Source organism: Micromonospora sp. A200 (assembly GCF_029893845.1).
Classification (GTDB): domain Bacteria; phylum Actinomycetota; class Actinomycetes; order Mycobacteriales; family Micromonosporaceae; genus Micromonospora; species Micromonospora purpureochromogenes.
This window is the reverse complement of the sequence record NZ_JARXXY010000005.1, coordinates 1-21,229: the sequence shown is the minus strand read 5'-3', so window position 1 is coordinate 21,229 and position 21,229 is coordinate 1. Positions and strand designations below refer to the sequence as shown.

Below are 21,229 nucleotides of genomic sequence, written 5' to 3'. Positions count from 1 at the left end.
GTGGGTGCGAGCGCGAGGAATGAACGAGCGCAGCGAGTGAGTCCCGCAGTCGGGAGCGAAAGGTGAGCACTGCCACAATGGGCCCGGTGGACGACAAGAGCCTGACCGAGAACAGCGCCGCCACCAACCGGACGAGCCTGTGGGGTGGCCGGTTCGCCGGCGGCCCCGCCGAAGCCCTCGCGCGGCTGTCGGTGAGTGTCCAGTTCGACTGGCGCCTCGCCCCGTACGACATCGCCGGCTCCCGGGCGCACGCCCGGGTGCTGGCCGGCGCGGGCCTGCTCGACCCGGAGGAGCTGGGTCGCATCCTGGCCGCGCTGGACGACCTGGAGGCGGCCTGCGCCTCCGGGCAGTTCCGCCCGACCATCGACGACGAGGACGTGCACACCGCCCTGGAGCGCGGCCTGCTGGAGCGGCTCGGCAGCCTCGGCGGCAAGCTGCGCGCCGGGCGGTCCCGCAACGACCAGGTCGCCACCGACCTGCGGCTCTACCTGCGCGACCACGCCCGGGGCGTGGCCGGCCGGCTGGTCGAGCTGGCCGAGGCGCTGGTCGAGCAGGCCGAGCGGCACGTGGACACCGCCGCGCCCGGGATGACCCACCTCCAGCACGCCCAGCCGGTCACCTTCGGGCACTGGCTGCTCGCCCACGTGCAGCCGCTGCTGCGCGACCTGGAGCGGCTGCGCGACTGGGACCACCGGGCCGCGATCAGCCCGCTCGGGGCGGGCGCGCTGGCCGGCTCCGGCCTGCCGCTGGACCCGGTGGCCGTCTCCAAGGAGCTGGGCTTCCGCACGTCCTTCGCCAACTCGATGGACGCCGTCGCCGACCGGGACTTCGTCGCCGAGTTCCTCTTCGTCACCGCGCTGGTCGGGGTGCACCTGTCCCGCCTCGGCGAGGAGGTGGTGCTCTGGACCTCGCACGAGTTCGGCTGGGTGGAGCTCGACGACGCCTTCGCCACCGGCTCGTCGATCATGCCGCAGAAGAAGAACGCGGACATCGCCGAGCTGGCCCGAGGCAAGTCCGGCCGCCTCGTCGGCGGCCTGATGACCGTGCTCACCATGCTCAAGGGCCTGCCGATGACCTACGACCGGGACATGCAGGAGGACAAGGAGCCGGCCTTCGACGCGGTCGACACCCTGGAACTGCTGCTGCCGGCGCTCGCCGGGATGATCTCCACCATGACGGTACGCGTCGACCGGCTGGTCGCCGCCGCGCCGGTGGGCTTCTCGCTGGCCACCGAGGTGGCCGACTGGCTGGTTCGCAAAGGCGTGCCGTTCCGCGACGCGCACGAGATCACCGGCAAGCTCGTCGCGCTCTGCGTGGCCCGGGACTGCGCCCTGGACGAGGTCTCCGACGACGACCTCGCCACGGTCAGCGAGCACCTGGACCCGAGCGTGCGCGACGTGCTCTCGGTCCGCTCCGCGCTGGCCGCCCGGACCACGCCCGGCTCGACCGGCCCCGGCCCGGTGGCCGACCAGCTCGCCGCCGCCGCCGACAAGTTGGCCGGCTGGCGGGAGTGGGCCAGCGAGCGGGTCGTACCCCGCTGAGGTCGACGGGTCGGCGCGGCGCGACGCCGCGTCGACCCTCACACCGTCGGCCGCTCCCGTTTCGGCAGCTTCGCCACCACCGCCTCGTACGAGCCGTCGACGGCCTCGATCAGCTCGTCGTCCGGGATCGCGCCGTCGAGGCGCAGCGAGTTCCACCCCGAGCGCCCGATGTACGCCGACGCCTTCGCGTCGCCCGGGAACCGGTGGAGCCACTCGTCGGCGACCTCCCGGTTCGGGCCGCACTTCACGCCGACCCGCGCGTCCCCGTCCGGCGAGCCGAGGAAGGCGAAGATCCGGCTCCCCACCTTCACCACCTCGTCGCCCTCCCAGGGCTGGTCCAGCCGGGCGCCCGGCTTCCCGAGGCAGTACGCCAGCATCTCGTCGCGCGTCATCGCGTCCTCCCGGTGGCAGCGGTCACCGGCACAGTCTCTCCGACCCGTCCAGCCCCGGGGCCCCCTCCGCGCCGACCGGGCGGTCGGGAAGCCGGCCCCGCGGCGCCGACCGGGCGGTCGGGAAGCCGGCCCCGCGGCGCTGATCGGGCGGTCGGGAAGCCGGCGCCTCGACGTTGCGGGGGGCCGGCGAGAGCGCGATCGCCGGTCAGTCGGTGCCGGCGGTGCGGGCGGACACCCGCTCGAAGCGCTGCTTGGCGGCCTGCGCGCTGCCCAGCCCCAGCCCGAAGGCGATCGCCTGCCAGGTCATGCCGCGCCCGCGGGCGAGGGTCAGCAGCCCGGCCTCCAGGGTGTCGAGCTCGGCGCGCAGGTGGGGCAGGAGGGTCAACGCCGCCGTCAGGTCGGCCTCGTCGACCGGTTCCTCGCCGGGCTCCCGCTCCGCCCCGCCGGCGGCGAGGGCGGTCACCAGCGCGACCGCCTCGTACGGATCGGCCAGGTACGGGTTGGTGTGGCGCCGGCGGCGCGCCTCGGTGCCGGCGTGCCGCGCGGTGATCCGTTCCAGCGCGGCGTAGGTGCGGTGGGCGCGGGCGCGCGCCGCGTCGGGAGCGGTGAAGGCGTCGTCGGTCACGCCTCCAGCAGACCCCACCAAGCCCGTCGTGTCAACGGAATCTTTTCAACGACCTGTTGATAATCGGTCCGGCCCGCTGCACCAGGGCGGCGTACCCGACGCCCAGCGCCAGTGACGCCACCAGGGCCAGCAGCGGCTGGTCGCGCAGGTGCGGGTAGACCTGCCAGTGGGTCAGGTAGATGTACAGGGAGCTGCCCGCCAGCACGCCGGCCACCCGGTTCAGCGGACCCAGGCTCGGCACGGTCGGCAGCCAGACCAGCAGCGCGAACCCGGCCACGATCAGCGCCTCCCGCTGCGGCTGGCCGAAGAAGCCCGGCACGGTGGCCGCCGCGGCGGCGGTGACCAGCAGCCGCTGCCGTACCCCGTCGGCGCGGGCCGCCGCCCACCCGAGCGCGAACAGCCAGAACGCCACGATCGCCGTCGGCAGGTCGTACCGGGCGTCCAGGCCGAACACGTCGTAGCGGCTGAGCAGCCCGAGCCCGGCGAGGGTCAGCGGCAGGCCGAACGGGTGGCGGCGTTCCAGCCGGTCCAACCCCGGCACCGCCAGCAGCACGGCCACCGCGACCAGGATGTAGACCAGCGCCTCGACGAACCAGAAGTGCCACTCGGTGCGCCCGTCGTCCGGGCCGACGAGGCTGTTGAGCAGCAGCAGGTTGCTCCACCGGTACTGGTCGGTGAGGACCAGCATCGCCGCGATCCAGGCGGTGGTGGGCAGCACGATGCGGGTCAGGGCGGAGCGGACCTGTCGCAGCCGGTCGGTCCGTCCGGCGTCGGTGAGCAGGAACCGGGCAAAGTTGAAGCCGGCCACCCCGAGCAGGAGGTGCGCCCCGCCGGTGAGGGTGAACATCGGGATGTGCGAGCCGACGACCAGCACGATCGCCACGGCCCGCAGCGCCACGCTGGTCTCCAGCGCCCGCCGGCGGCGCGGCCGCCCGCCGCGCGGCGCGGGCAGCGCCCCGATCGGCAGGGTGTGCCAGTTCGGCGGCAGCTGCCCGAGCACCCGCTCCAGGCGGACCGACATCTCGACGTACGACAGCGAGTCGCCGCCCAGGTCGACGAAGCTGTGTTCCGGGGTCACGTCGGTGCGGTCCAGCACCTCGGCGAAGAGCCGGCACAGGTCGTCGTCCGGGGAGGGGGCCGACGGCGCGGGCGGGGCGACCGGCCCGGCCGCCAACTCGCGCAGCGCCGGGTAGTCCACCTTGCCGGTGGCCAGCCGGGGCAGCCGGGGCAGCGCCAGCACCCGCACCGCCCGGGGTGGCAGGGCCAGCTCGCCGGCGACGAGCCGGCGGACCCGCGCCGGGTCCATCTCGCCGGCCACCGCCACCAGCAGCTCGTCGTCCGCGCCCAGGCAGGCCGCGTCCACGTCGTGCGCGGCCAGCAGCGCCTCCACCCGCTGCGGGTCCACCCGCAGGCCGAGGATCTTGGCGAACCGGCTGCGCCGGCCCACCAGCTCGTACAGGCCGTCCGGGCCGCGGCGGGCCAGGTCGCCGGTGTGCAGCTCGGTCACGGTACGCCCCGACGCCAGGTCGGCCGGGCGCTCGGCGTAGCCGAGCATCACGTTCGGGCCGGCGTACACCAGCTCGCCGACGCCGTCCGGCTGCTCCGGCAGCGCGGCGAGCCGGAACTCGCCGCCCGGCACCGGCACACCGATCGCCTCCGGTCGGGTGGCCGCCAGGTCCGGCGGCAGGTACGCCATCCGGGCCGTCGCCTCGGTCTGCCCGTACATGACGAACAGGTCCCAGCCGCTGCGCCGGCCCAGCTCGGCGACGCGGACCACCTTCTCCGGCACCAGCCGGCCGCCGGCGGCGGTCACGTAGCGCAGGTGCGGCAGGTTCATCGCGGCGAAGCCGACCCGGTCCAGCAGGTCGAAGGTGTACGGCACCCCGGCGAAACTGGTGGCCCGGGCCTGGCGGAACAGCTCCCAGAAGCAGTCGTCGGCGACCGAGCGGTCGGTCAGCACCAGCGCGGCGCCCCGGGCCAGGTGGCTGTTCACCACCGACAGGCCGTAGCAGTAGTGCAGCGGCAGGCTGGTCGCCGCCCGGTCGGTCTCCCGCACCCCCAGGTACTCGGCGATCGACTCGGCATTGGCCTGGAGGTTGGTGTGCGACAGCCGGACCAGCTTCGGCGAGCCGGTCGACCCCGACGTGCTCAGCAGCAGCGCCAGGTCGGGATGCAGCTCGTGCGCCGACCCGATCCGCCGCTCGTGCAACGTCCACACCCCGTCGACCGGCCCGATCACCACGTCCGGGTCGTACGCCTCGGTCAGCGCCCGCGTGGCCGGGCCGTCGCCGGGCACCAGCAGGACCGGGTGCCCGCCGTGCAGGCCGGCCAGGTAGCCCACCAGCGCGTCGACCGTGTTGGCGCCGGTGACGAGCACCAGCCGCCGCCGCGGACCCAGCCGGCGCGCGGTCTCGGCGACCCGGCCGGCGAGCTCGGCGTACGACAGCACGCCGTCGGCGGTGACCACGGCGGGGCGGTCACCGTGGTCGGCCAGGTCGCGGGCGAAGGGCACCGCGCGCACGGCCGGCAGCAGGTCAGGCGGGTGCGTCACGGGGGTCACTCTAAGGTGAGGCAACCCTAATCAGAAGGGCAGGTGGCGAGACACACGGCTGGGTACCGTGGTCGCGTGACCTCCTCCCGCACCGACCTCTCGCCGCTGGCCGACCTGCTGGCCGGGCCGCTGGTGCCCGCCGCGCGCGGGCTGCTCGGCTGCCGGCTCTCCGCCGGTGGCGTCACCGTCCGGATCACCGAGGTCGAGGCGTACGCGGGGACGGCCGGCGACCCCGCCTCGCACGCGCACCGGGGGCGCACCCCGCGCAACGCGGTCATGTTCGGCCCGGCCGGCCACGCCTACGTCTACTTCACCTACGGCATGCACTGGTGCATGAACGTGGTCACCGGCCCCGACGGCGAGGCCGCCGCGGTGCTGCTGCGCGCCGCGGAGGTGGTCGACGGCCTCGAAGCGGCCCGCGCCCGCCGACCCGCCGTACGCCGGGACGTCGACCTGGCACGCGGCCCGGCACGGCTCTGCGCGACCCTCGGCATCGACCGCTCGGCGTATGGCCAGGACCTGCTCGGCGACGGCCCGGTCCGGCTGCGGCCGGCGGTGGCGCCGGTGCCGGAGGCGGCGATCTCCGCCGGCCCCCGGGTCGGGGTGACCGGGGCGCACGACGTGCCCTGGCGATTCTGGATCACCGGCGATCCGATGGTGAGCAGCTATCGGCGGCACGTCCCGCGCGCGCGGGGTTGAGCTTCCCGGCGTGGCCGGGCGATTCTGTCGGGGGGTGTGGCCATAATCACGCCACGCGCTCACGACTGATCGGAGGACGGTCATGCCCACGCTGCTCGCGATCGGCACCGCCAAGGGGCTCTTCCTCGCCACCAGCCCGGGCGGGCGCGGCTGGGAGGTGAGCGGCCCGCACTTCCCGATGACCGGGGTCTACGCGGTCGCGGTCGACCCCCGCCCCGGCACGCCCCGGCTGCTCGTCGGGATGACCAGCTCGCACTTCGGGCCGAGCGTCGCCACCAGCGACGACCTCGGTGCCTCCTGGGCCGAGCCGGAGCAGGCGCCGGTGGCCTTCCCGGCCGACACCGGCGCCAGCCTCGGCCGGGTCTGGCAGATCGTCCCGGGCGGCGCGGACGCGCCGGAGGTGGTCTGGGCGGGCACGGAGCCCTCGGCGCTGTTCCGCTCCACCGACGGCGGGCGCAGCTTCACGCTGGTCCGCTCGCTCTGGGACCACCCGCACCGGGAGCAGTGGGGCGCCGGCTTCGGCGGCCAGGCGGTGCACACCGTGCTGCCGCATCCGCGCGACCCCGACCGGATCCTGGTCGCCATGTCCACCGGCGGGGTCTACCGCTCCGAGGACGCCGGCCGGAGCTGGTCGCCGGGCAACACCGGCATCCGGGCCTACTTCCTGCCCGACGAGTGGCCCGAGTTCGGCCAGTGCGTGCACAAGGTCGCCCGGGACGCGGGCAACCCGGAGCGGCTCTACGCGCAGAACCACCACGGCGTCTACCGCTCCGACGACGACGGCCGCACCTGGACGTCGATCGCCGATGGCCTACCCAGCGACTTCGGCTTCCCGATGGTGGCCCACCCGTCGCGCCCCGGCACGGTCTTCACGTTCCCGCTGGTCGCCGACTCCCAGCGGTACCCGGTCGACCACCGGTGCCGGGTGTTCCGCTCGACCGACGCCGGCGACAAGTGGGAGCCGCTGTCGGTGGGCCTGCCGGACGAGCCGTTCCACCCCTCGGTGCTGCGCGACGCGATGTGCGCGGGCGGGGCGGGCGACGTCTACTTCGGCACCCGCTCCGGCGAGGTCTACGCCAGCCGCGACGACGGCGACTCCTGGTCGCTGGTCGCCGCCCACCTGCCGGACGTGCTCTGCGTCCGGGCGGCGGAGGTCTGACGATGGTCACCGTGCTGGTGCCGGGTCCGCTGCGCGGCGAGGCCGGCGGCGCGAGCCGGCTCACCGTGGAGGCCGCCGGGTCGGTCGGGGCCGTCCTCGACGCGCTCGCCGACTCCTGGCCCCGACTGGCCCGTCGGATCCGCGACGAGCGGGGCGAACTGCGCCGGTACGTCAACGTGTACGTCGACGGGGAGGACTGCCGGCACGTCGGGGGAGTGGCCGCGCCGGTCGCCGACGGGGCCGAGGTGCAGGTGCTGCCCTCGGTGGCCGGCGGCTGACGCCCGACGGGGCAGCCGCCGTGTCCATGATCCGCTAGCATTCGTCGCTCGCCGACGACGGACAGGGGAGCGGCGGCATGGACGCGTACCAGGCGGGTTACGTCGTGGGCCGGCTGGCCTGCCTCGTCGTCCCGCTGCTGCTGATCGTCGGGTTGGTCGTGCTCGGCGTGGTCCTGCTCGTCCGCAAGGGCCGCCGCACGACGCCGCCGCACGGGTGGTCGCCGCCGGGAGATGGTTCGCGGTGAGCGATATGCCTGCCCGGCATATTTATGCCTCACCGGCATATCGCTCGCTGGAACATCGATCAGCCGGGCACTGCCGCTGACGTCGCACTACTCGCCGCCGGCCCGCCGCCGGCCCGCCGCCGGCGCGCTGTGCGGCGTGTCGCGGTGACCTCGCCGCCGGAGGGCGCGACACACCGCAAACGGCAGCCGGCGAGCGGCGCGTCCGGGTGACGTCCGGCGGAAGGCGCGGCGCCCACGGTGACCGGGGCCACCCCACGACACTTCGGCAGTGGAATAGTTGACTCGTCAAATATGTTGTGGGCAGCGTCCGGGTGGCCACCGCGGCCCCGGTCTTCCCACGCGAGGAGCTGGTCATGCAGTTCGGAGTCTTCACCGTCGGTGACGTCACGGTCGACCCGACCAACGGTCGGGAACCGACCGAGCATGAGCGGATCAAGGCGATGGTGGCCATCGCGCTGAAGGCCGAGGAGGTCGGCCTCGACGTCTTCGCCACCGGCGAGCACCACAACCCGCCGTTCGTGCCGTCGTCGCCCACCACCATGCTCGGCTACATCGCGGCCCGTACCGAGCGGCTGCTGCTCTCCACCTCGACCACGCTGATCACCACCAACGACCCGGTGAAGATCGCCGAGGACTACGCCATGCTCCAGCACCTGGCCGACGGCCGGGTGGACCTGATGATGGGTCGCGGCAACACCGGGCCGGTCTACCCGTGGTTCGGCCAGGACATCCGCAACGGCATCCCGCTGGCCATCGAGAACTACGACCTGCTGCGCCGGCTCTGGCGCGAGGACGTGGTCGACTGGCAGGGCCGCTTCCGTACCCCGTTGCAGTCGTTCACCTCGACGCCGCGCCCGCTCGACGGCGTGCCGCCGTTCGTCTGGCACGGCTCGATCCGCAGCCCGGAGATCGCCGAGCAGGCGGCCTACTACGGCGACGGCTTCTTCGCCAACCACATCTTCTGGCCGAAGGAGCACACCCAGCGGATGGTCGGGCTCTACCGGCAGCGCTTCGCCCACTACGGGCACGGCAGCCCGGAGCAGGCCATCGTCGGCCTCGGCGGCCAGGTGTTCGTCCGGAAGAACTCGCAGGACGCGGTCCGGGAGTTCCGGCCGTACTTCGACAACGCCCCGGTCTACGGGCACGGCCCGTCGCTGGAGGAGTTCAGTCGGGAGACCCCGCTGACCGTGGGCAGCCCGCAGCAGGTCATCGACCGCACCCTGGGCTTCCGTGAGTACGTCGGCGACTACCAGCGGCAGCTGTTCCTTCTCGACCACGCGGGCCTGCCGCTGAAGACCGTCCTGGAGCAGCTCGACATCCTCGGCGAGGAGGTGGTCCCGGTGCTGCGCAAGGAGTTCGAGGCGCTGCGCCCCGCCGGTGTGCCCGAGGCGCCCACGCACGCCTCGCTGCTCGCCGCCCGGGACGCCGCCGGCCCGACCGGTACGGAGACGACCCGATGACCCGGCGCACCCTGGCCGTGGTCTCGGCCGGCCTCGGCCAGCCCTCCTCGACCCGACTGCTCGCCGACCAGCTCGCCGCGGCCGCCCGCGACGAGCTGGTCCGGCGCGGCCACGAGGTCGAGCTGCGCACCGTCGAGCTGCGCGACCACGCGCACGACGTGGTGAACAACATGCTCACCGGGTTCCCGTCGGCGGCGCTGCGCGAGGCCCTGGACACGGTGGCCGGCGCGGACGGCGTCGTGGCGGTCACGCCGATCTTCAACGCGTCGTACAACGGGCTGTTCAAGTCCTTCTTCGACGTGGTGGAGGCCGGGTCGCTGGTCGACCGGCCGGTGCTGATCGCCGCCACCGGCGGCACCGCGCGGCACTCGCTCGCCCTGGAGCACGCCCTCCGCCCGATGTTCAGCTACCTGCGGGCCGTGGTCGTCCCGACGGCGGTCTTCGCCGCCCCGGAGGACTGGTCGGGCGGCACCGCCGACGGCGCGCTGCGCGGCCGGATCCGGCGTGCCGGCGCGGAGCTGGCCGAGCAGGTGGAGCGGCGACCGCCGTCGACCGGTCCGGTCGACCCGTTCGCCCTCACCACCGACTTCGCGCAGCTGCTCGGCGGCCGGGACGGCTGAGCGGGTCAGTCCGCCCGGTCGTACGGGTGGGCGACCAGCACCGGGCAGTGCGCGTGGTGCACGACCGTCTGGCTGACGGAGCCGAGCAGCAGCCCGGTGAAGCCGCCCCGGCCCCGGGTGCCGATCGCCAGCATCGAGGCCGCACCGCTCGCCTCGATGAGCCCCTGCGCCGCGCCGGCCGCCCGGACCGGGTGCTCGCGCACCACCAGGTCCGGGTGGTCGGCCCGGACGGCGGCGGACGCCCCGGCGAGCAGCCGCACCGCCTCCGCCTGGTACGCGGCCTGCGACTCCTCGACCTCCTCCGGCACCGGACGGTCCCCGTCGGGCGGGCCGACGTGCACCAGCACCAGCGGCACGTCGCGGCGGGCCGCCTCGTCGGCGGCGTACCCGGCGGCCAGCCGGGCCGACTCCGAGCCGTCCACCCCGACCACCACCGGCCCGTCCACCGGGATCGGCTGCTCATCGGGGCGGACCACCAGCACCGGGCAGTGCGCGTGCGCGGCGACCTGGGCCCCGACCGAGCCGAGCAGCAGTCCGGCGAAGCCGCCCAGGCCCCGGCTGCCCACCACCACCAGCTCGGCGCGGCGGGACTCCTCGATGAGGGTGGCGCCCGGGCCGCCGGCGACCTGGCGTACCTCGACGGTCAGTCCGGGCCACCGGTCGGCGAGCTCCGCAGCGGTGCGCTCCAGCATCTTCCCCGACTCCTCGGTCGGCGCCGGCAACCCCAGGTCGTACGGGTTGAGCGGCACCCCGTACCCGAGCGGGTGCAGGTAGCCGTGCACCAGGTGCAGCGGCCGGCGGCGCAGCGCGGCGGCGCGGGCCGCGTGCTCGGCGGCGACCAGGCTGGACGGCGATCCGTCGACGCCCGCCACGACTGGTCGGTTCATCAGCACCCCCACGACTCGTCAACTCATTGTCGACGTACCCGGCGCACGGCACGGGCATTCGGCGCCGACCCGCGCGCCGCCACCCATGGTCGGCGCCCGGGCGTCAGGGCCCGTGGATAGGCGGCGGCCGGACGGTGGCGGCCTTTCGGTCGCCGGGGCCGGGACCATCGGCCCTGACGTCGTCGGCCGGCGCGGTGTGCAATGGAGTCAGGACATCGAGGTCCCCCGGCCCCGCCGAGGTGAGGAGGACCAGCCCATGACCCCGCTGGACATGCTGCGTGAGCACCCGTTCCTGGCCGGGCTGCCGCCGGAGTGGCTGCCCCGGCTGACCGGGTACGCCCGGCCGGTGGCCTGGCATCCCGGCCACCGGCTGTTCCGCGCCGGCCAGCCGGCGGAGCGGTTCTGGCTGGTCCGGGGCGGCGAGGTGGCGCTGGACTTCCCGGTGCCCGGACGGGGCGACGTCGGCATCGAGCTGATCGGTCCGGGCGGGGTGCTGGGCTGGTCCTGGCTCTTCCCGCCGTACCGCTGGCAGTTCGGCGCGGTCGCCGTGCGGCGCACCACGACGGTCGAGTTCACCGCCGCGGGGGTGCGCCGGTTGATGGACTCCGACGACACGCTCGGCCGGCAGCTCACCACCCGGTTCATGAGCGTGGTGGTGGACCGGCTCCAGGCGTCCCGGGGCCGGCTGCTGGACCTGTACGGCTACCCGACGTCGTCGGCGAGCTGATAGGTCCGCTTCCGCTGCCGGGCGCGTGGCATCGCGCCGGCCGGCCCCCGCCCGCGCCGCCGGCCGATCAGGGTACGCGCGGCGAGCGCCACCGCGACGGCCAGCAGGACGACCGCGAGCGCCTGACCGAGGAAGGTCCCCACCGCGTACGTCAGGTCCTCGGGCCGGGCCGCCACGGGACCGTCGGCCCACTCGGCCAACTGTGCGTCCAGCCCCGCCGCCAGCACCAGCCACCCCGCCCCGGCGGCGAGCGGGCCGGCCGACGCCCGGGGCAGCAGAACCGCCAGCGGCACCGCCACCAACAGCGTCACCTGGAGGGCGAGCGCGGCGACCGGGGTGCCGAGCCGGGGATCGAGCGAGGTCCAGACGCCGAGCGCCACCGCGTCGGCGACCCCCAGCCGGGGCAGCGCCAGCACGAGCAGCGCGCCCGACAGCGCTGCCCCGGCCGCCGTGACCAGGGCACGCCGGGTGCTCCGGCGCGGCGTCACCACCAGCAGCGCGAGGGTGGCCAGCGACAGCACCGCGACGGCCCACGGCGTGCCGGCCACCCGCAGCGCCAGCCGCCCGGTGTCCAGCGGTCCGCACTCCACCGCGTAGTGGTCGCACTCGTACGCCCAGCCGCCCACCCACAGCAGCGTCTCCCAGGCCAGCAGCAGCACGCCGACCCCGACCGGCAGCGCCGGCAGCAGCAGGACCCGGCGACCCACGGAGGTGGTCGGGGCGGCACGCCGCACCAGCCCGGTCAGCCACCGGCAGAGCAGCACGGCCGCCGCAGCGAGCACGACCAGGCTCGGCAGCAGCGGCCAACCGTCCGGCCGTGGCTGGTGGACCAGTCCGGTGTACGGGGCGAGGTACGTACCGGCGAGCAGCCCCACGGCGAACACCGCCCCGAGCGCGGCGGGCCGCTCCGGGCGCCCGGCGAGCTGCCGTCCCCGTACGTCGCGCCAGACGCCGTCGGCCAGGAAGATCGCCGGCTGGATCGCGGCGAGCGCCAGCACGGCGAGCCCACCCCAGAGCACCTCCTCGCCGGCCGGCACGGCCAGCACCTCGTCGGCGACCATCAGCTCGACGAGGAGCTGCGCGTTGGTCAGCGCGACCGCGGTGAACACGCCGCCGGCGAAGAGCTGCCCGAGCGGGAAGGTCAGCGCGGCGGTCGGGTCGGCCAGCGCGGCGAGGCGGGTGGCCACGCTCGGGTGCCGGTCCCACAGCCGCTCCCACAGCCGGCCCGGCAGCCCCCGGGGCGCCTCGGGCCCCTGGTGCAGGGCGACCCGGATGCCGTCCGGGTCGCCGCCGGCGGCGCGGACGTCCGCCTGGTGCTCCCGCAGCCGCAGGAACGCCCGGGTGGTCAGCTCGGCGAGGACGGCCAGCACGGTGGCCCGCACCAGCACCCCGAGCGTCTCGCCCGCCGTGGGCGAGCCCGGCACCCAGATCAGCAGGGCGAGCATCAGCAGCCCGGTGCCCAGCGCGGTGGCCCGGGTGCTGATCCGCAGCACGGTGGCGAAGCGCAGCCGCAGCAGGTCGTGGTTCTGCACGTGGGCCAGCTCGTGCCGGAGCACCGCCTCGAAGACCGCCCGGCCCTCCGGGCCCTTCGCCGCCGTGGCGAGCAGCTCCGGCCCGAGCGCCACGTACGGCCTGTCGCCGGTACCGCCGGTGAAGGCTCGCCGTCCCAGCCGGGTGCCGAGCAGCACCGGGGTCGGCCGGCGCAGGGTGACCGAGGCGAGCACCTCGGCGATCACCGCCTCGGCGGCGGGGAACATGCCCGGTTCCAGCGGCCGGGTGTGGCGCCGCTGCCGCCGGGTCTGCCAGGCGAAGAGCACCACGCCGGGTACCGCCAGCAGGTTGAAGAAGTTCGACATCCGCACGAACATCTCGCTGCACGGGTGATCGAGCACGTCCCCGAGGCCGCAGCCGGGCCGGGCGAGCACGGTCAGCCCGAACACGACGGCGAGCAGCACCGCCGAGCTGAACACCAGCGCGGCGAGCGGGAGCAGCAGGAAACCGGTCTCGTCCGGCCGTCCGCGCCAGACCGGGGTCGGCGCGCTCACCGGTCGGGCTCCGGGTGGAGCACCAGGGCCGCGACCACGGCGTCGGCGATGGCCGCGGCGAGGGCCGGTTCGGCCCCCAACGCGGTGGCCCGCGCGGACGCCACGGCCCGTACCCGGGCCAGCTGCTCCCGGCTGAACTCGGCCGGCGGGGGCGGCGCCGGTCGCCGGCGCAGCGCGCCGAACAGGCCGCGGGTGGCCCGGCCGCCGAGCTGTTCCAGCTCGCCCTCCGCGCCGCGCAGCAGCGCCCCGGTCACGGTCGCGCAGACCAGCGTCACCACCGGCGTCACGGTGGCGACCGCGTCGAGCACCCCGAACTCCAGCCGGCCGCCGTCGGTGGAGGTGTCCACCCCGGTCAGGTACGGCGCGGCGAGGATCTCGAAGGCGGGCAGCTCCTCGGGAGCGAGGCGGGCGACCACGGTACGGGCGAGCGCGGCGGTCCGGTCGACGTCGACGGGTCTGGGTGACATGCCTCATTGGTAGCGGGCGGTGACCACGCGTGCCACGGTGGGCACTGTCCGTTATCCGTCGCCGCCCCGCGTCGGGTCGGCGCGCCGGTGCACGATCAACTCGTCCACCTCCAGCCGGCCGATGCGCAGCTCCCGGAGCACGGCCCGGCGCACCGCCAGCCGGCCGATCGCCAGTACGCCCAGCGCGGTCGCCCCGCCGGCGAGCGCGGACACCGCCAGCGAACCGATCGCCGCGGCGCCGATCGCCCGGGCACCCACCGCCAGCGCGCCGGTCGCCACCGCGCCGACCACGCGCGGACCGGCGACGCCCCGTCGACCCCGCCACTCCCACATCCCCCGCATGTGCCGATCCTGCGCGCCAACGACCCGCGCCACCCCGCGGCCACCCACACCTCCACCAGCCGGGTGAACCCCCGGACGCCGAACGCCCCGAGCGGGCCAGCCCGATCCGGGTGCACTTTCCCGGACAGCCACGCTGTCCGGGAAAGTGTCGCCTCCAGCACCGGGGCCCCGGAGGCGGTGGCGGTGGGAGCGGACGGTGTGGCCGGCGGTCCGGAAGTGTCGGAGTGGGTGCGTATCGTCCGGGGGCGTGACGGCCGACCTCCAGCTGCGCCCGGTGCGCGACGACGACCTGCCCGTGCTCTTCGGTTACCAGCAGGATCCGCAGGCGAACTGGATGGCCGCCTTCGGCCCCGCCGACCCGACCGACCGGGCGGCCTTCGACGCGCACTGGTCGCGGATTCGCGCCGACCCGCGGATCGTGGTGCGCGCCGCCACCGTCGCCGGCGAGGTGGTGGGGCACGTGACCGCCTTCCCGGTCGAGGAACGCACCGAGGTCAGCTACTGGATCGACCCGACCCGCTGGGGCCGGGGGTACGCCACCGCCGCGCTCGCCGCGCTGCTGCGCGAGCTGCCGCAGCGGCCGGTGCACGCCCGCGCCGCCAAGGACAACCGCGCCTCCCTCGCGGTGCTGCGCAAGTGCGGCTTCGTCGTGGTCGGTGAGGACTCCGGGTACGCCGCCGGCCGCGGCACGGAGGTGGAGGAATGGGTGCTGGAGCTGCCCGCCGAGGCGGCTGACCAGCGCAACCACTAGTGTCCCCGGGGTGAACTGGCTGGAACTCGTCGGCTGGGCCGGCTCCGCGCTGCTGGTCTGGTCCCTGCTGCAGACGCGCATCCTGCGGCTGCGCGCGCTCAACCTCGTCGGCTGCCTGATCCTCATCGGCTACAACGCCGCCGTGCACGTGTGGCCCATGGTCGGCCTGAACGTGGTGCTCACGGTGATCAACGTGTGGTACCTGCGGAAGATGCTGGCCACCCGGCACGACGAGGAGACCTACCAGGTGGTCGAGGTGGGCGTGGACGACCAGTTCCTGGCGCACACGCTGCGGGTGCACGCCGCCGACATCGCCCGGTTCAACCCCGACTTCCGGTGGGCGGCGCCCGCCGCCGAGCGGTCGGCGTTCCTGGTGGTGCGCGCCGACGAGGTGGTCGGTGTGGTGCTCTCGCACGCCGAGCCCGACGGGGTGGCCCAGATCGACCTGGACTACGTCACCCAGCGGTTCCGCGACTTCACCCCGGGGGAGTTCGTCTACCGCCGCAGCAGCCTCTTCACCGACCGGGGCTTCCGCCGGGTGGTCAGCCCGCCCGGCATGGTCGCCCCCTACTACCACCGGCTCGGTTTCCGCCCCGAGGGCGGCTCGTACGTGCTGGACCTGCCGACCTCCACCCCGGCGTAGGCGGCACCCGCCCGGAGGATTCACCCGCGTCCGCGCTGGGCACTGACAGGCCTACGCCGGTCGGGTCCTCCGTCCGGCGGTGTCGGCCACGGCGGCCGGCGCCGGTCGCGTGAGGGAGAGAACCGGGCGTGCAGAGCTACTGGAGCCAACTGGCCCTGGTCGGAGTCCTGGTGGTCCTGAACGCGATCTTCGCGGGCAGCGAGATGGCGCTGGTGTCGCTGCGCGACAGCCAGGTGCAGCGGCTGGAACGCGCCAGCCGGGCCGGGCAGGTGCTGGCCCGCCTCGCCAAGGACCCGAACCGGTTCCTCGCCACCATTCAGATCGGCATCACGCTGGCCGGTTTCCTGGCCTCCGCCGCCGCGGCGGTCTCGCTGGCCAAGCCCCTGGTGCCGCTGCTCGGGTTCTTCGGCGGCGCCGCCGAGACGGTCGCCATCGTGGTGGTCACCCTGGCGCTGACCTTCGTCACCCTGGTCTTCGGCGAGCTGGCGCCGAAGCGGATCGCCATGCAGTCCGCCGAGCGGTGGGCACTGCTGGTGGCCCGCCCGCTGGACGTGCTGGCCACCGTCACCCGGCCGGCCGTCTGGGCCCTCGGCGCCACCAGCGACCTGGTGGTACGCCTGGTCGGGCTCAACCCGAAGCACCAGCCCGAGGAGATCGGCCCGGACGAGCTGCGCGACATCGTCGCCGGCAACCACGGCTTCACCAAGGAGCAGCGCACCATCATCGCCGGCGCGGTGGAGATCGCCGACCGGCAGCTCCGGGCGGTCCTCGTACCCCGGTTGCAGGTCTTCACGCTCGACAGCGGGACCACCGCGGAGGCCGCCCGGCTGCTGCTGGCCGCCACCGGGCACTCCCGGGCCCCGGTGGTCCGGCACGGCGGCCTGGACGACGCCGTCGGCGTGATCCACCTCCGTGACCTCGTCGGCGTCCCCGACGACCGCCCGGTCGACGAGTGCGCCCGCCCGCCCATGCTGCTGCCCGACTCGCTGCCGGTGGTGGACGCGCTGCGCCAGTTCAAGGCGGAGCGGCAGCACATCGCCCTGGTGGTGGACGAGCGCGGCGCCGTCGACGGGATCGTCACCCTGGAGGACATCCTTGAGGAGATCGTCGGGGAGATCTACGACGAGACCGACCGGGACGTCCGATCGGTGCGCACCGAGGCCGACGGCGCGCTGCTGCTGCCCGGCACCTTCCCCGTGCACGACCTGCCCGACATCGGTGTCGCGGTGCCCGCCCGCCCGGCCGGCGACTACACCACCGTCGCCGGCATGGTGCTGGCCTGCCTCGGGCACATTCCCACCGTCGCGGGGGAGAGCGTCACCATCGACGCCTGGGAACTGGAGGTGTGCGCGATCGACCACCGGGCGATCACCCAGGTCCGGCTGCGCCGCGTCGCGCCGCCCGCCGACGAGACCACCGACCAGGAGGAACAGCTCCTGGACGAGGCCCGCAGCTGACCCGACCGGCGGCCGGGCGTCCACCGGCACGCCGGCCGTCCGCGCTGGCCGTCCGCGCTGGCCGTCCGCGCCGGCCGGCGGCACGGCGGGGAGTGGGCGCCGGCTGGGCCGCGCGAGCACGTCGGCCGGGCGACCCGGGTGGGGGCGCGGGCGACGGCCGCCCCGCGCGGGCCGGGCCCGGTCGGACCGGCTCAGGGCGCCGGGTCACCGAAGGGGAAGCCGGGCACCGGCGGCAGGAGCTGCACCTGGTCGGCGGGGAGCTGCCGGCTGCCGCGGCTCAGCGCCCGCGCCACCACCCGGATCGCCCACGGCCCCGACGGGTGCCGCTCCGCCCCGATCAACCGCCCCACCACCCGGCTCCACCAGTGCCGGGTGACGATCACGTCGGTCAGCCGCAGCCGGCCGTCCGGGAAGCCCCCGCGCACCACCACGTCCACCACCCGGCCGAGCCGCCGGCCGTGCAGGTCGTACGCGGCGCGGCCGAGCAGCTCACCCGCTCGCACGGTCGGCTCCCGGGATCCGGTCGATCAGGTGTCGGCGCAGCCAGGCCTCCGCCGGCGGCCGGGGCAACTCGTCCGCGCGGGTGCGCAGCCGTACCGCGCTGTCGATCCGGGCGACCTGGGCGAACGGGATCCGCAGCGGCCGCACGGGCGGGTCGTCGGCGAACCGGTCGGCGACCGCGACCAGGAACCGGCCCGTCCGCCCGCCGATCCGCCGGGCGAGCGCTGCCTGGCCGGTGAGCAGGAAGGCCACGTACGGGACGCTGTCGGCGTCGACCGCGAACTCCACGTCGTCGACCTTGCCGACCAGCAGGCCGTCGCGGTCCACGATCTGCCGGTCCAGCAGCTGCCGGCCCAACTGGAGCCTCATCGGCCCATCCCCGTCGTGACGGCCAGCGGGATCGCGGCCACCGACGCCGCCACGATCACCACCAGGAACACCGCGCCGAGCAGGTTCAGCAGCGGCCCGTTGACCCGGTCGCCCAGGTACGTCCGGTCGTTGGCGACGATCAGGATCGGCAGGTACGTCAGGGGCAGCGCCACCGCGCTCACCACCAGCATGTACTCGGTCAGCCGCACCGGGTCGACCGAGGTGAACAGCACCAGCACCCCGAGCAGCACGCTGACCAGCAGCACGCTGTGGAAGCGGGCCGCGTCCCGGGGGCTGACCCGCTTGCCCCACTGCCAGCCGAAGTACTGCGCCGCCGTGTACGCCGCCGACAGCCCCGTCTCCAGCGCGGCGCCGAAGGTGACCGCGAAGAACGCCAGCGCGGCGATCGCCAGGCCCACCCCGCCGAACGCGATGACCACCGGCGCGGCCACCTGGTCGAGCGTCGACAGCGTGGTCCCCGTCGGGTGGAAGACCACCGCGGCGGTGGCCACCAGCGACAGGGCGAGGAACCCGCCCACGGGGAAGCCGATCAGGACGCTCGCCCGGGCGTCGGCCAGGTCGGCGGCGCTCCACTTCTCCTCCACCCCGCCCGAGGAGAAGAAGAACACCTCGTACGGGCTGACCGTGGAGGCGAACAGCGCGACCGCCACGAACCAGTACGCCGCCCAGCCCTGCCCGGCCGCGCCGGGGTGCAGCGCGCCCCGGGCCAGCGCGCCCCAGTCGGTCGGCAGCCGGAACAGCGCCACCGCGAACACCACCAGGGCCAGCCCGGCCAGCCCGAAGACCCGCTCCATCAGCTGGAAGCGCATCCGCCACAGCACCAGCCAGACCCCGAACGCGGCCACCGGCACCCACAGCAGGTAGCTCACCCGGGAGGCCAGGTGCAGGGCGAGCGCCACCCCGCCCAGCTCGGCGGCCAGGGTGAGCACCGTGACCAGGTAGGAGGCGACCAGGTTGAGCAGCGCGACGCGCGGGCCGAGCCGCTCCCGGACCAGGTCGAACACCGCCCGGCCGCTCACCGCCGCGATCCGGCCGGCCATCTCCGCGTACGCGCAGATGCCGACCACCCCGGCCACCAGCACCCAGGCGTGCCCCATGCCGAAGCGGGCGCCCGCCTGGCTCGCCGCCACGAGGTCGCCGATGTCGACGAAACCGCCGACGGCCGACAGCACGCCGAGCGTGGCGGCCAGCAGCTTCTTCACCTCGGGTACGCGTCGGCCGGCGTCATCGAGGCCGACGATAGCGGCGCACGGACCCGCTTTCCCGGCAAACCGGGCAGGCCCGGTCGGTCAGCCGGCGGTCAGGTTCTGCAGGCGGACCTGGCCGCGCGAGACCAGCCGGCCCTCCCCGTCGGTGATCTCCACCTGCCAGAGCTGCTGGCTGCGACCCCGGTGCACGGGGGTGCCGACGGCGGTCAGCTCGCCGTCGCGGACCGCGCGGAGGAAGTCCGTCTGGTTGGACACGCCGACCACCGTGCCGCGCCCGCCGAGCCAGATCGACCCGCCGACGCTCGCCGCCGTCTCCACCACCGCGCAGTACACGCCGCCGTGCTGGATGCCGAACGGCTGGTGCAGCTCGGGGCGGACCTCCCAGCGGATGACCACCCGGTCCGGGCCGACCTCGTCCAGCTTCAGCCCGAGCAGGGCGACCAGCCCGCCCGTCAGGTCCGGCATCTCCACGACGTTCCTCCTCGATTCGCGGAGCCGCCAGCCTAGTCAACCGCCGGAACGACCAAACCCGGTACGGTCCGGTGCCCGGCATGGGGGAGAATCGGTGACCGTGACCGACAGCAACCTCCCGCACGGGCGGGACTCCCTGACCGAAGACCTGCGGTGGCGGGGCCTGATCCAGGACTCGACCGGCCTCGACGAGCTGCGCGAGCTGCTCGACGGCGGGAGCGCCACCTTCTATGTGGGCTTCGATCCGACCGCGCCCAGCCTGCACATCGGCCACCTCATGCAGGTCACCACCGCCCGCCGGCTCCAGCTCGCCGGCCACCGCCCGCTGCTGCTGGTGGGCGGGGCGACCGGGCAGATCGGCGACCCGAAGGAGAGCGCCGAGCGGACGCTCAACCCGCCGGAGGTGGTCGCCGGCTGGGTCCAGCGCATCCACGACCAGCTCTCGCCCTTCGTGTCGTACACCGGGGAGAACGCGGCGCAACTGGTCAACAACCTGGACTGGACCGGCGAGATGTCGGTGGTCGAGTTCCTCCGCGACGTCGGCAAGCACTTCCCGGTGAACAAGATGCTGGCCCGGGAGGTGGTCCGGGCGCGGCTGGAGACCGGCATCAGCTTCACCGAGTTCAGCTACCAGCTGCTGCAGGCCAACGACTTCTTCGAACTGCACCGCCGGCACGGCTGCCAGCTCCAGTACGGCGGCTCCGACCAGTGGGGCAACATCACCGCCGGCGTCGACTACGTGCGGCGTCGGGGCGCCGGCCCGGTGGAGGCCTTCACCACCCCGCTGGTGACCCGGTCCGACGGGACGAAGTTCGGCAAGACCGAGGGCGGAGCGGTCTGGCTCGACCCCAACATGACTAGCCCCTACGCCTTCTACCAGTTCTGGGTCAACGCCGACGACCGGGACGTCACCCGCTACCTGCGCTACTTCAGCTTCCGCTCCCGTGAGGAGATCGAGGCGCTGGAGAAGGAGACCGCCGAGCGGCCGGCCGCCCGGTCGGCCCAGCGGGCCCTCGCGGAGGAGCTGACCACCCTGGTGCACGGCGAGCGGGAGATGGCCCAGGCCGTGGCCGCCAGCCAGGCGCTCTTCGGCCGGGGGTCGCTCAACGAGCTGACGCCCGAGACGCTGCGGGCCGCGCTGACCGAGGCCGGCCTGGTGCACCTGGACGCGTTGCCCGACGTGGCCGGGCTGCTGCGCGACTCCGGCCTGGTGCCGAGTCTCAAGGAGGCGAGGCGGGTGATCGCCGAGGGCGGCGCCTACGTCAACAACACCCGGGTGACCGAGGTGGACGCGACGGTCGCGCCGGAGGACCTGCTGCACGGCCGGTACCTGGTGCTGCGCCGCGGCAAGCGGTCGTTCGCGGGGGTTGAGCTGCGGGGATAGTCGCCGCTTGATGGTGTGACGGGGGACGCGCCCGGCCGAGTTGACGATCAACTCGCCGGGCGCGTAACTTTCTCTCTGCCAGCGCGGAACGGACGAAACAGGCGAAAGACCTGGTAGGCCGGGCGCGGGAATGGTCTGGGGGTCGGCCGGGTTGCTATCCGGTACGGTCCTGGACCGGGCTCTCCCGGTGTTTGTGAAAGCCGGTGGGAGTGCGGGAATGACTCCGGGGTCGGATGGGTTGAGTCCCATGTGAGCTTGGACCGGGCGGTGCCCCGGATTGGCCTGAGGGTCGATTTGGTGAGGCGGAGCCGACCGGGTATGGTTCATCGCCGGTAGGGAACCGGGCGAGCGTGCGGGAGACCGCAGCGGCCGGCCTGCTGAATTCC

General features: G+C 74.6%; 23 protein-coding genes. 12 read left to right on the top strand and 11 right to left on the bottom strand.

The genetic code is table 11. The features are described 5' to 3' along the window. The first annotated feature begins 77 nt into the window (after positions 1-77). Complete coding sequence (argH, locus tag M2302_RS06730) at positions 78-1,541, top strand: argininosuccinate lyase (protein WP_280837245.1); 1,464 nt, start codon at positions 78-80, stop codon at positions 1,539-1,541. A gap of 38 nt (positions 1,542-1,579) precedes the next feature. Here the strand turns inward: argH and M2302_RS06725 are convergent, their stop codons facing one another. From M2302_RS06725 to M2302_RS06715, 3 genes are all read right to left on the bottom strand, one after another. Next, positions 1,580-1,933, bottom strand: a complete 354-nt coding sequence (locus M2302_RS06725; RefSeq protein ID WP_280837073.1) for an MmcQ/YjbR family DNA-binding protein — start codon at positions 1,931-1,933, stop codon at positions 1,580-1,582. Positions 1,934-2,138: 205 nt separating this feature from the next. Continuing rightward, positions 2,139-2,558: a DNA-binding protein gene (locus tag M2302_RS06720; RefSeq protein ID WP_238450360.1), complete on the bottom strand. Its 420-nt coding sequence runs from the start codon at positions 2,556-2,558 to the stop codon at positions 2,139-2,141. 31 nt (positions 2,559-2,589) lie between these two features. After that, entirely contained in the window at positions 2,590-5,109 is a 2,520-nt protein-coding gene (locus tag M2302_RS06715; RefSeq protein ID WP_280837072.1) for an AMP-binding protein, read from the bottom strand. A 75-nt stretch (positions 5,110-5,184) separates the two neighbouring features. On the opposite strand from M2302_RS06715, the gene M2302_RS06710 reads away from it, so the two are divergent. The 6 genes from M2302_RS06710 (at position 5,185) to M2302_RS06685 (ending at position 9,570) form a co-directional block, all read left to right on the top strand. Next, on the top strand, positions 5,185-5,808 hold the full coding sequence (locus M2302_RS06710) for a DNA-3-methyladenine glycosylase (RefSeq protein ID WP_280837071.1): 624 nt from the start codon (positions 5,185-5,187) through the stop codon (positions 5,806-5,808). Between the two features lie 82 nt (positions 5,809-5,890). Next, the gene (locus M2302_RS06705) at positions 5,891-6,967 is read left to right on the top strand and encodes an exo-alpha-sialidase (protein WP_280837070.1); all 1,077 of its coding nucleotides are present in this window, start codon (positions 5,891-5,893) and stop codon (positions 6,965-6,967) included. A 2-nt stretch (positions 6,968-6,969) separates the two neighbouring features. After that, the gene (locus tag M2302_RS06700; protein WP_280837069.1) at positions 6,970-7,245 is read left to right on the top strand and encodes a ubiquitin-like small modifier protein 1; all 276 of its coding nucleotides are present in this window, start codon (positions 6,970-6,972) and stop codon (positions 7,243-7,245) included. Positions 7,246-7,322: 77 nt separating this feature from the next. Further along, positions 7,323-7,490, top strand: coding sequence for a hypothetical protein (locus tag M2302_RS06695; protein ID WP_280837068.1), 168 nt, complete (start codon positions 7,323-7,325; stop codon positions 7,488-7,490). A 353-nt stretch (positions 7,491-7,843) separates the two neighbouring features. Beyond that, positions 7,844-8,950: an LLM class flavin-dependent oxidoreductase gene (locus M2302_RS06690; protein ID WP_280837067.1), complete on the top strand. Its 1,107-nt coding sequence runs from the start codon at positions 7,844-7,846 to the stop codon at positions 8,948-8,950. Beyond that, on the top strand, positions 8,947-9,570 hold the full coding sequence (locus M2302_RS06685; protein ID WP_280837066.1) for an FMN reductase: 624 nt from the start codon (positions 8,947-8,949) through the stop codon (positions 9,568-9,570). Before M2302_RS06690 ends, M2302_RS06685 begins: the two co-directional genes overlap by 4 nt. A 5-nt stretch (positions 9,571-9,575) precedes the next feature. On the opposite strand, the gene M2302_RS06680 is transcribed toward M2302_RS06685, so the two are convergent. Continuing rightward, positions 9,576-10,463, bottom strand: a complete 888-nt coding sequence (locus tag M2302_RS06680; RefSeq protein WP_280837065.1) for a universal stress protein — start codon at positions 10,461-10,463, stop codon at positions 9,576-9,578. 250 nt (positions 10,464-10,713) lie between these two features. Between M2302_RS06680 and M2302_RS06675 the strand changes: the two genes are divergently transcribed. Then, a complete protein-coding gene (locus tag M2302_RS06675; protein WP_280837064.1) occupies positions 10,714-11,184 on the top strand; it encodes a cyclic nucleotide-binding domain-containing protein in 471 nt (156 codons plus the stop codon). Here the strand turns inward: M2302_RS06675 and M2302_RS06670 are convergent. Genes M2302_RS06670 through M2302_RS06660 form a run of 3 tightly spaced genes read right to left on the bottom strand, consistent with a single transcriptional unit; the run spans position 11,160 to position 14,038 of the window. Then, positions 11,160-13,229: a M48 family metalloprotease gene (locus M2302_RS06670; protein WP_280837063.1), complete on the bottom strand. Its 2,070-nt coding sequence runs from the start codon at positions 13,227-13,229 to the stop codon at positions 11,160-11,162. The genes M2302_RS06675 and M2302_RS06670 overlap by 25 nt on opposite strands. Next, positions 13,226-13,696: a hypothetical protein gene (locus M2302_RS06665; protein ID WP_280837062.1), complete on the bottom strand. Its 471-nt coding sequence runs from the start codon at positions 13,694-13,696 to the stop codon at positions 13,226-13,228. The genes M2302_RS06670 and M2302_RS06665 overlap by 4 nt, the downstream gene beginning before the upstream one ends. A gap of 51 nt (positions 13,697-13,747) precedes the next feature. Continuing rightward, positions 13,748-14,038 carry a hypothetical protein gene (locus M2302_RS06660; RefSeq protein ID WP_280837061.1) on the bottom strand — a complete coding sequence of 97 codons (291 nt, stop codon included), beginning with the start codon at positions 14,036-14,038 and terminating at the stop codon, positions 13,748-13,750. A gap of 247 nt (positions 14,039-14,285) precedes the next feature. On the opposite strand from M2302_RS06660, the gene M2302_RS06655 reads away from it, so the two are divergent. The 3 genes from M2302_RS06655 to M2302_RS06645 all read left to right on the top strand — a co-directional run bounded on the left by M2302_RS06655 (position 14,286) and on the right by M2302_RS06645 (position 16,889). Next, positions 14,286-14,789, top strand: a complete 504-nt coding sequence (locus M2302_RS06655; RefSeq protein WP_280837060.1) for a GNAT family N-acetyltransferase — start codon at positions 14,286-14,288, stop codon at positions 14,787-14,789. A gap of 10 nt (positions 14,790-14,799) precedes the next feature. Continuing rightward, a complete protein-coding gene (locus tag M2302_RS06650; RefSeq protein ID WP_238450274.1) occupies positions 14,800-15,432 on the top strand; it encodes a YgjV family protein in 633 nt (210 codons plus the stop codon). Positions 15,433-15,560: 128 nt separating this feature from the next. After that, a complete protein-coding gene (locus M2302_RS06645; protein ID WP_280837059.1) occupies positions 15,561-16,889 on the top strand; it encodes a hemolysin family protein in 1,329 nt (442 codons plus the stop codon). Between the two features lie 191 nt (positions 16,890-17,080). On the opposite strand, the gene M2302_RS06640 is transcribed toward M2302_RS06645, so the two are convergent. From M2302_RS06640 to M2302_RS06625, 4 genes are all read right to left on the bottom strand, one after another. Then, positions 17,081-17,392: a PRC-barrel domain containing protein gene (locus tag M2302_RS06640; protein WP_280837058.1), complete on the bottom strand. Its 312-nt coding sequence runs from the start codon at positions 17,390-17,392 to the stop codon at positions 17,081-17,083. Beyond that, positions 17,379-17,759 carry a hypothetical protein gene (locus M2302_RS06635; protein ID WP_280837057.1) on the bottom strand — a complete coding sequence of 127 codons (381 nt, stop codon included), beginning with the start codon at positions 17,757-17,759 and terminating at the stop codon, positions 17,379-17,381. The genes M2302_RS06640 and M2302_RS06635 overlap by 14 nt, the downstream gene beginning before the upstream one ends. Next, complete coding sequence (locus M2302_RS06630; RefSeq protein WP_280837056.1) at positions 17,756-18,982, bottom strand: divalent metal cation transporter; 1,227 nt, start codon at positions 18,980-18,982, stop codon at positions 17,756-17,758. Before M2302_RS06630 ends, M2302_RS06635 begins: the two co-directional genes overlap by 4 nt. 87 nt (positions 18,983-19,069) lie before the next feature. After that, positions 19,070-19,453: a PaaI family thioesterase gene (locus M2302_RS06625; protein ID WP_172894699.1), complete on the bottom strand. Its 384-nt coding sequence runs from the start codon at positions 19,451-19,453 to the stop codon at positions 19,070-19,072. Between the two features lie 106 nt (positions 19,454-19,559). Here M2302_RS06625 and tyrS point away from each other — a divergent pair, with 106 nt between their 5' ends. Continuing rightward, entirely contained in the window at positions 19,560-20,843 is a 1,284-nt protein-coding gene (tyrS, locus tag M2302_RS06620; protein ID WP_280837244.1) for a tyrosine--tRNA ligase, read from the top strand. The last annotated feature ends 386 nt before the right edge of the window (positions 20,844-21,229 follow it).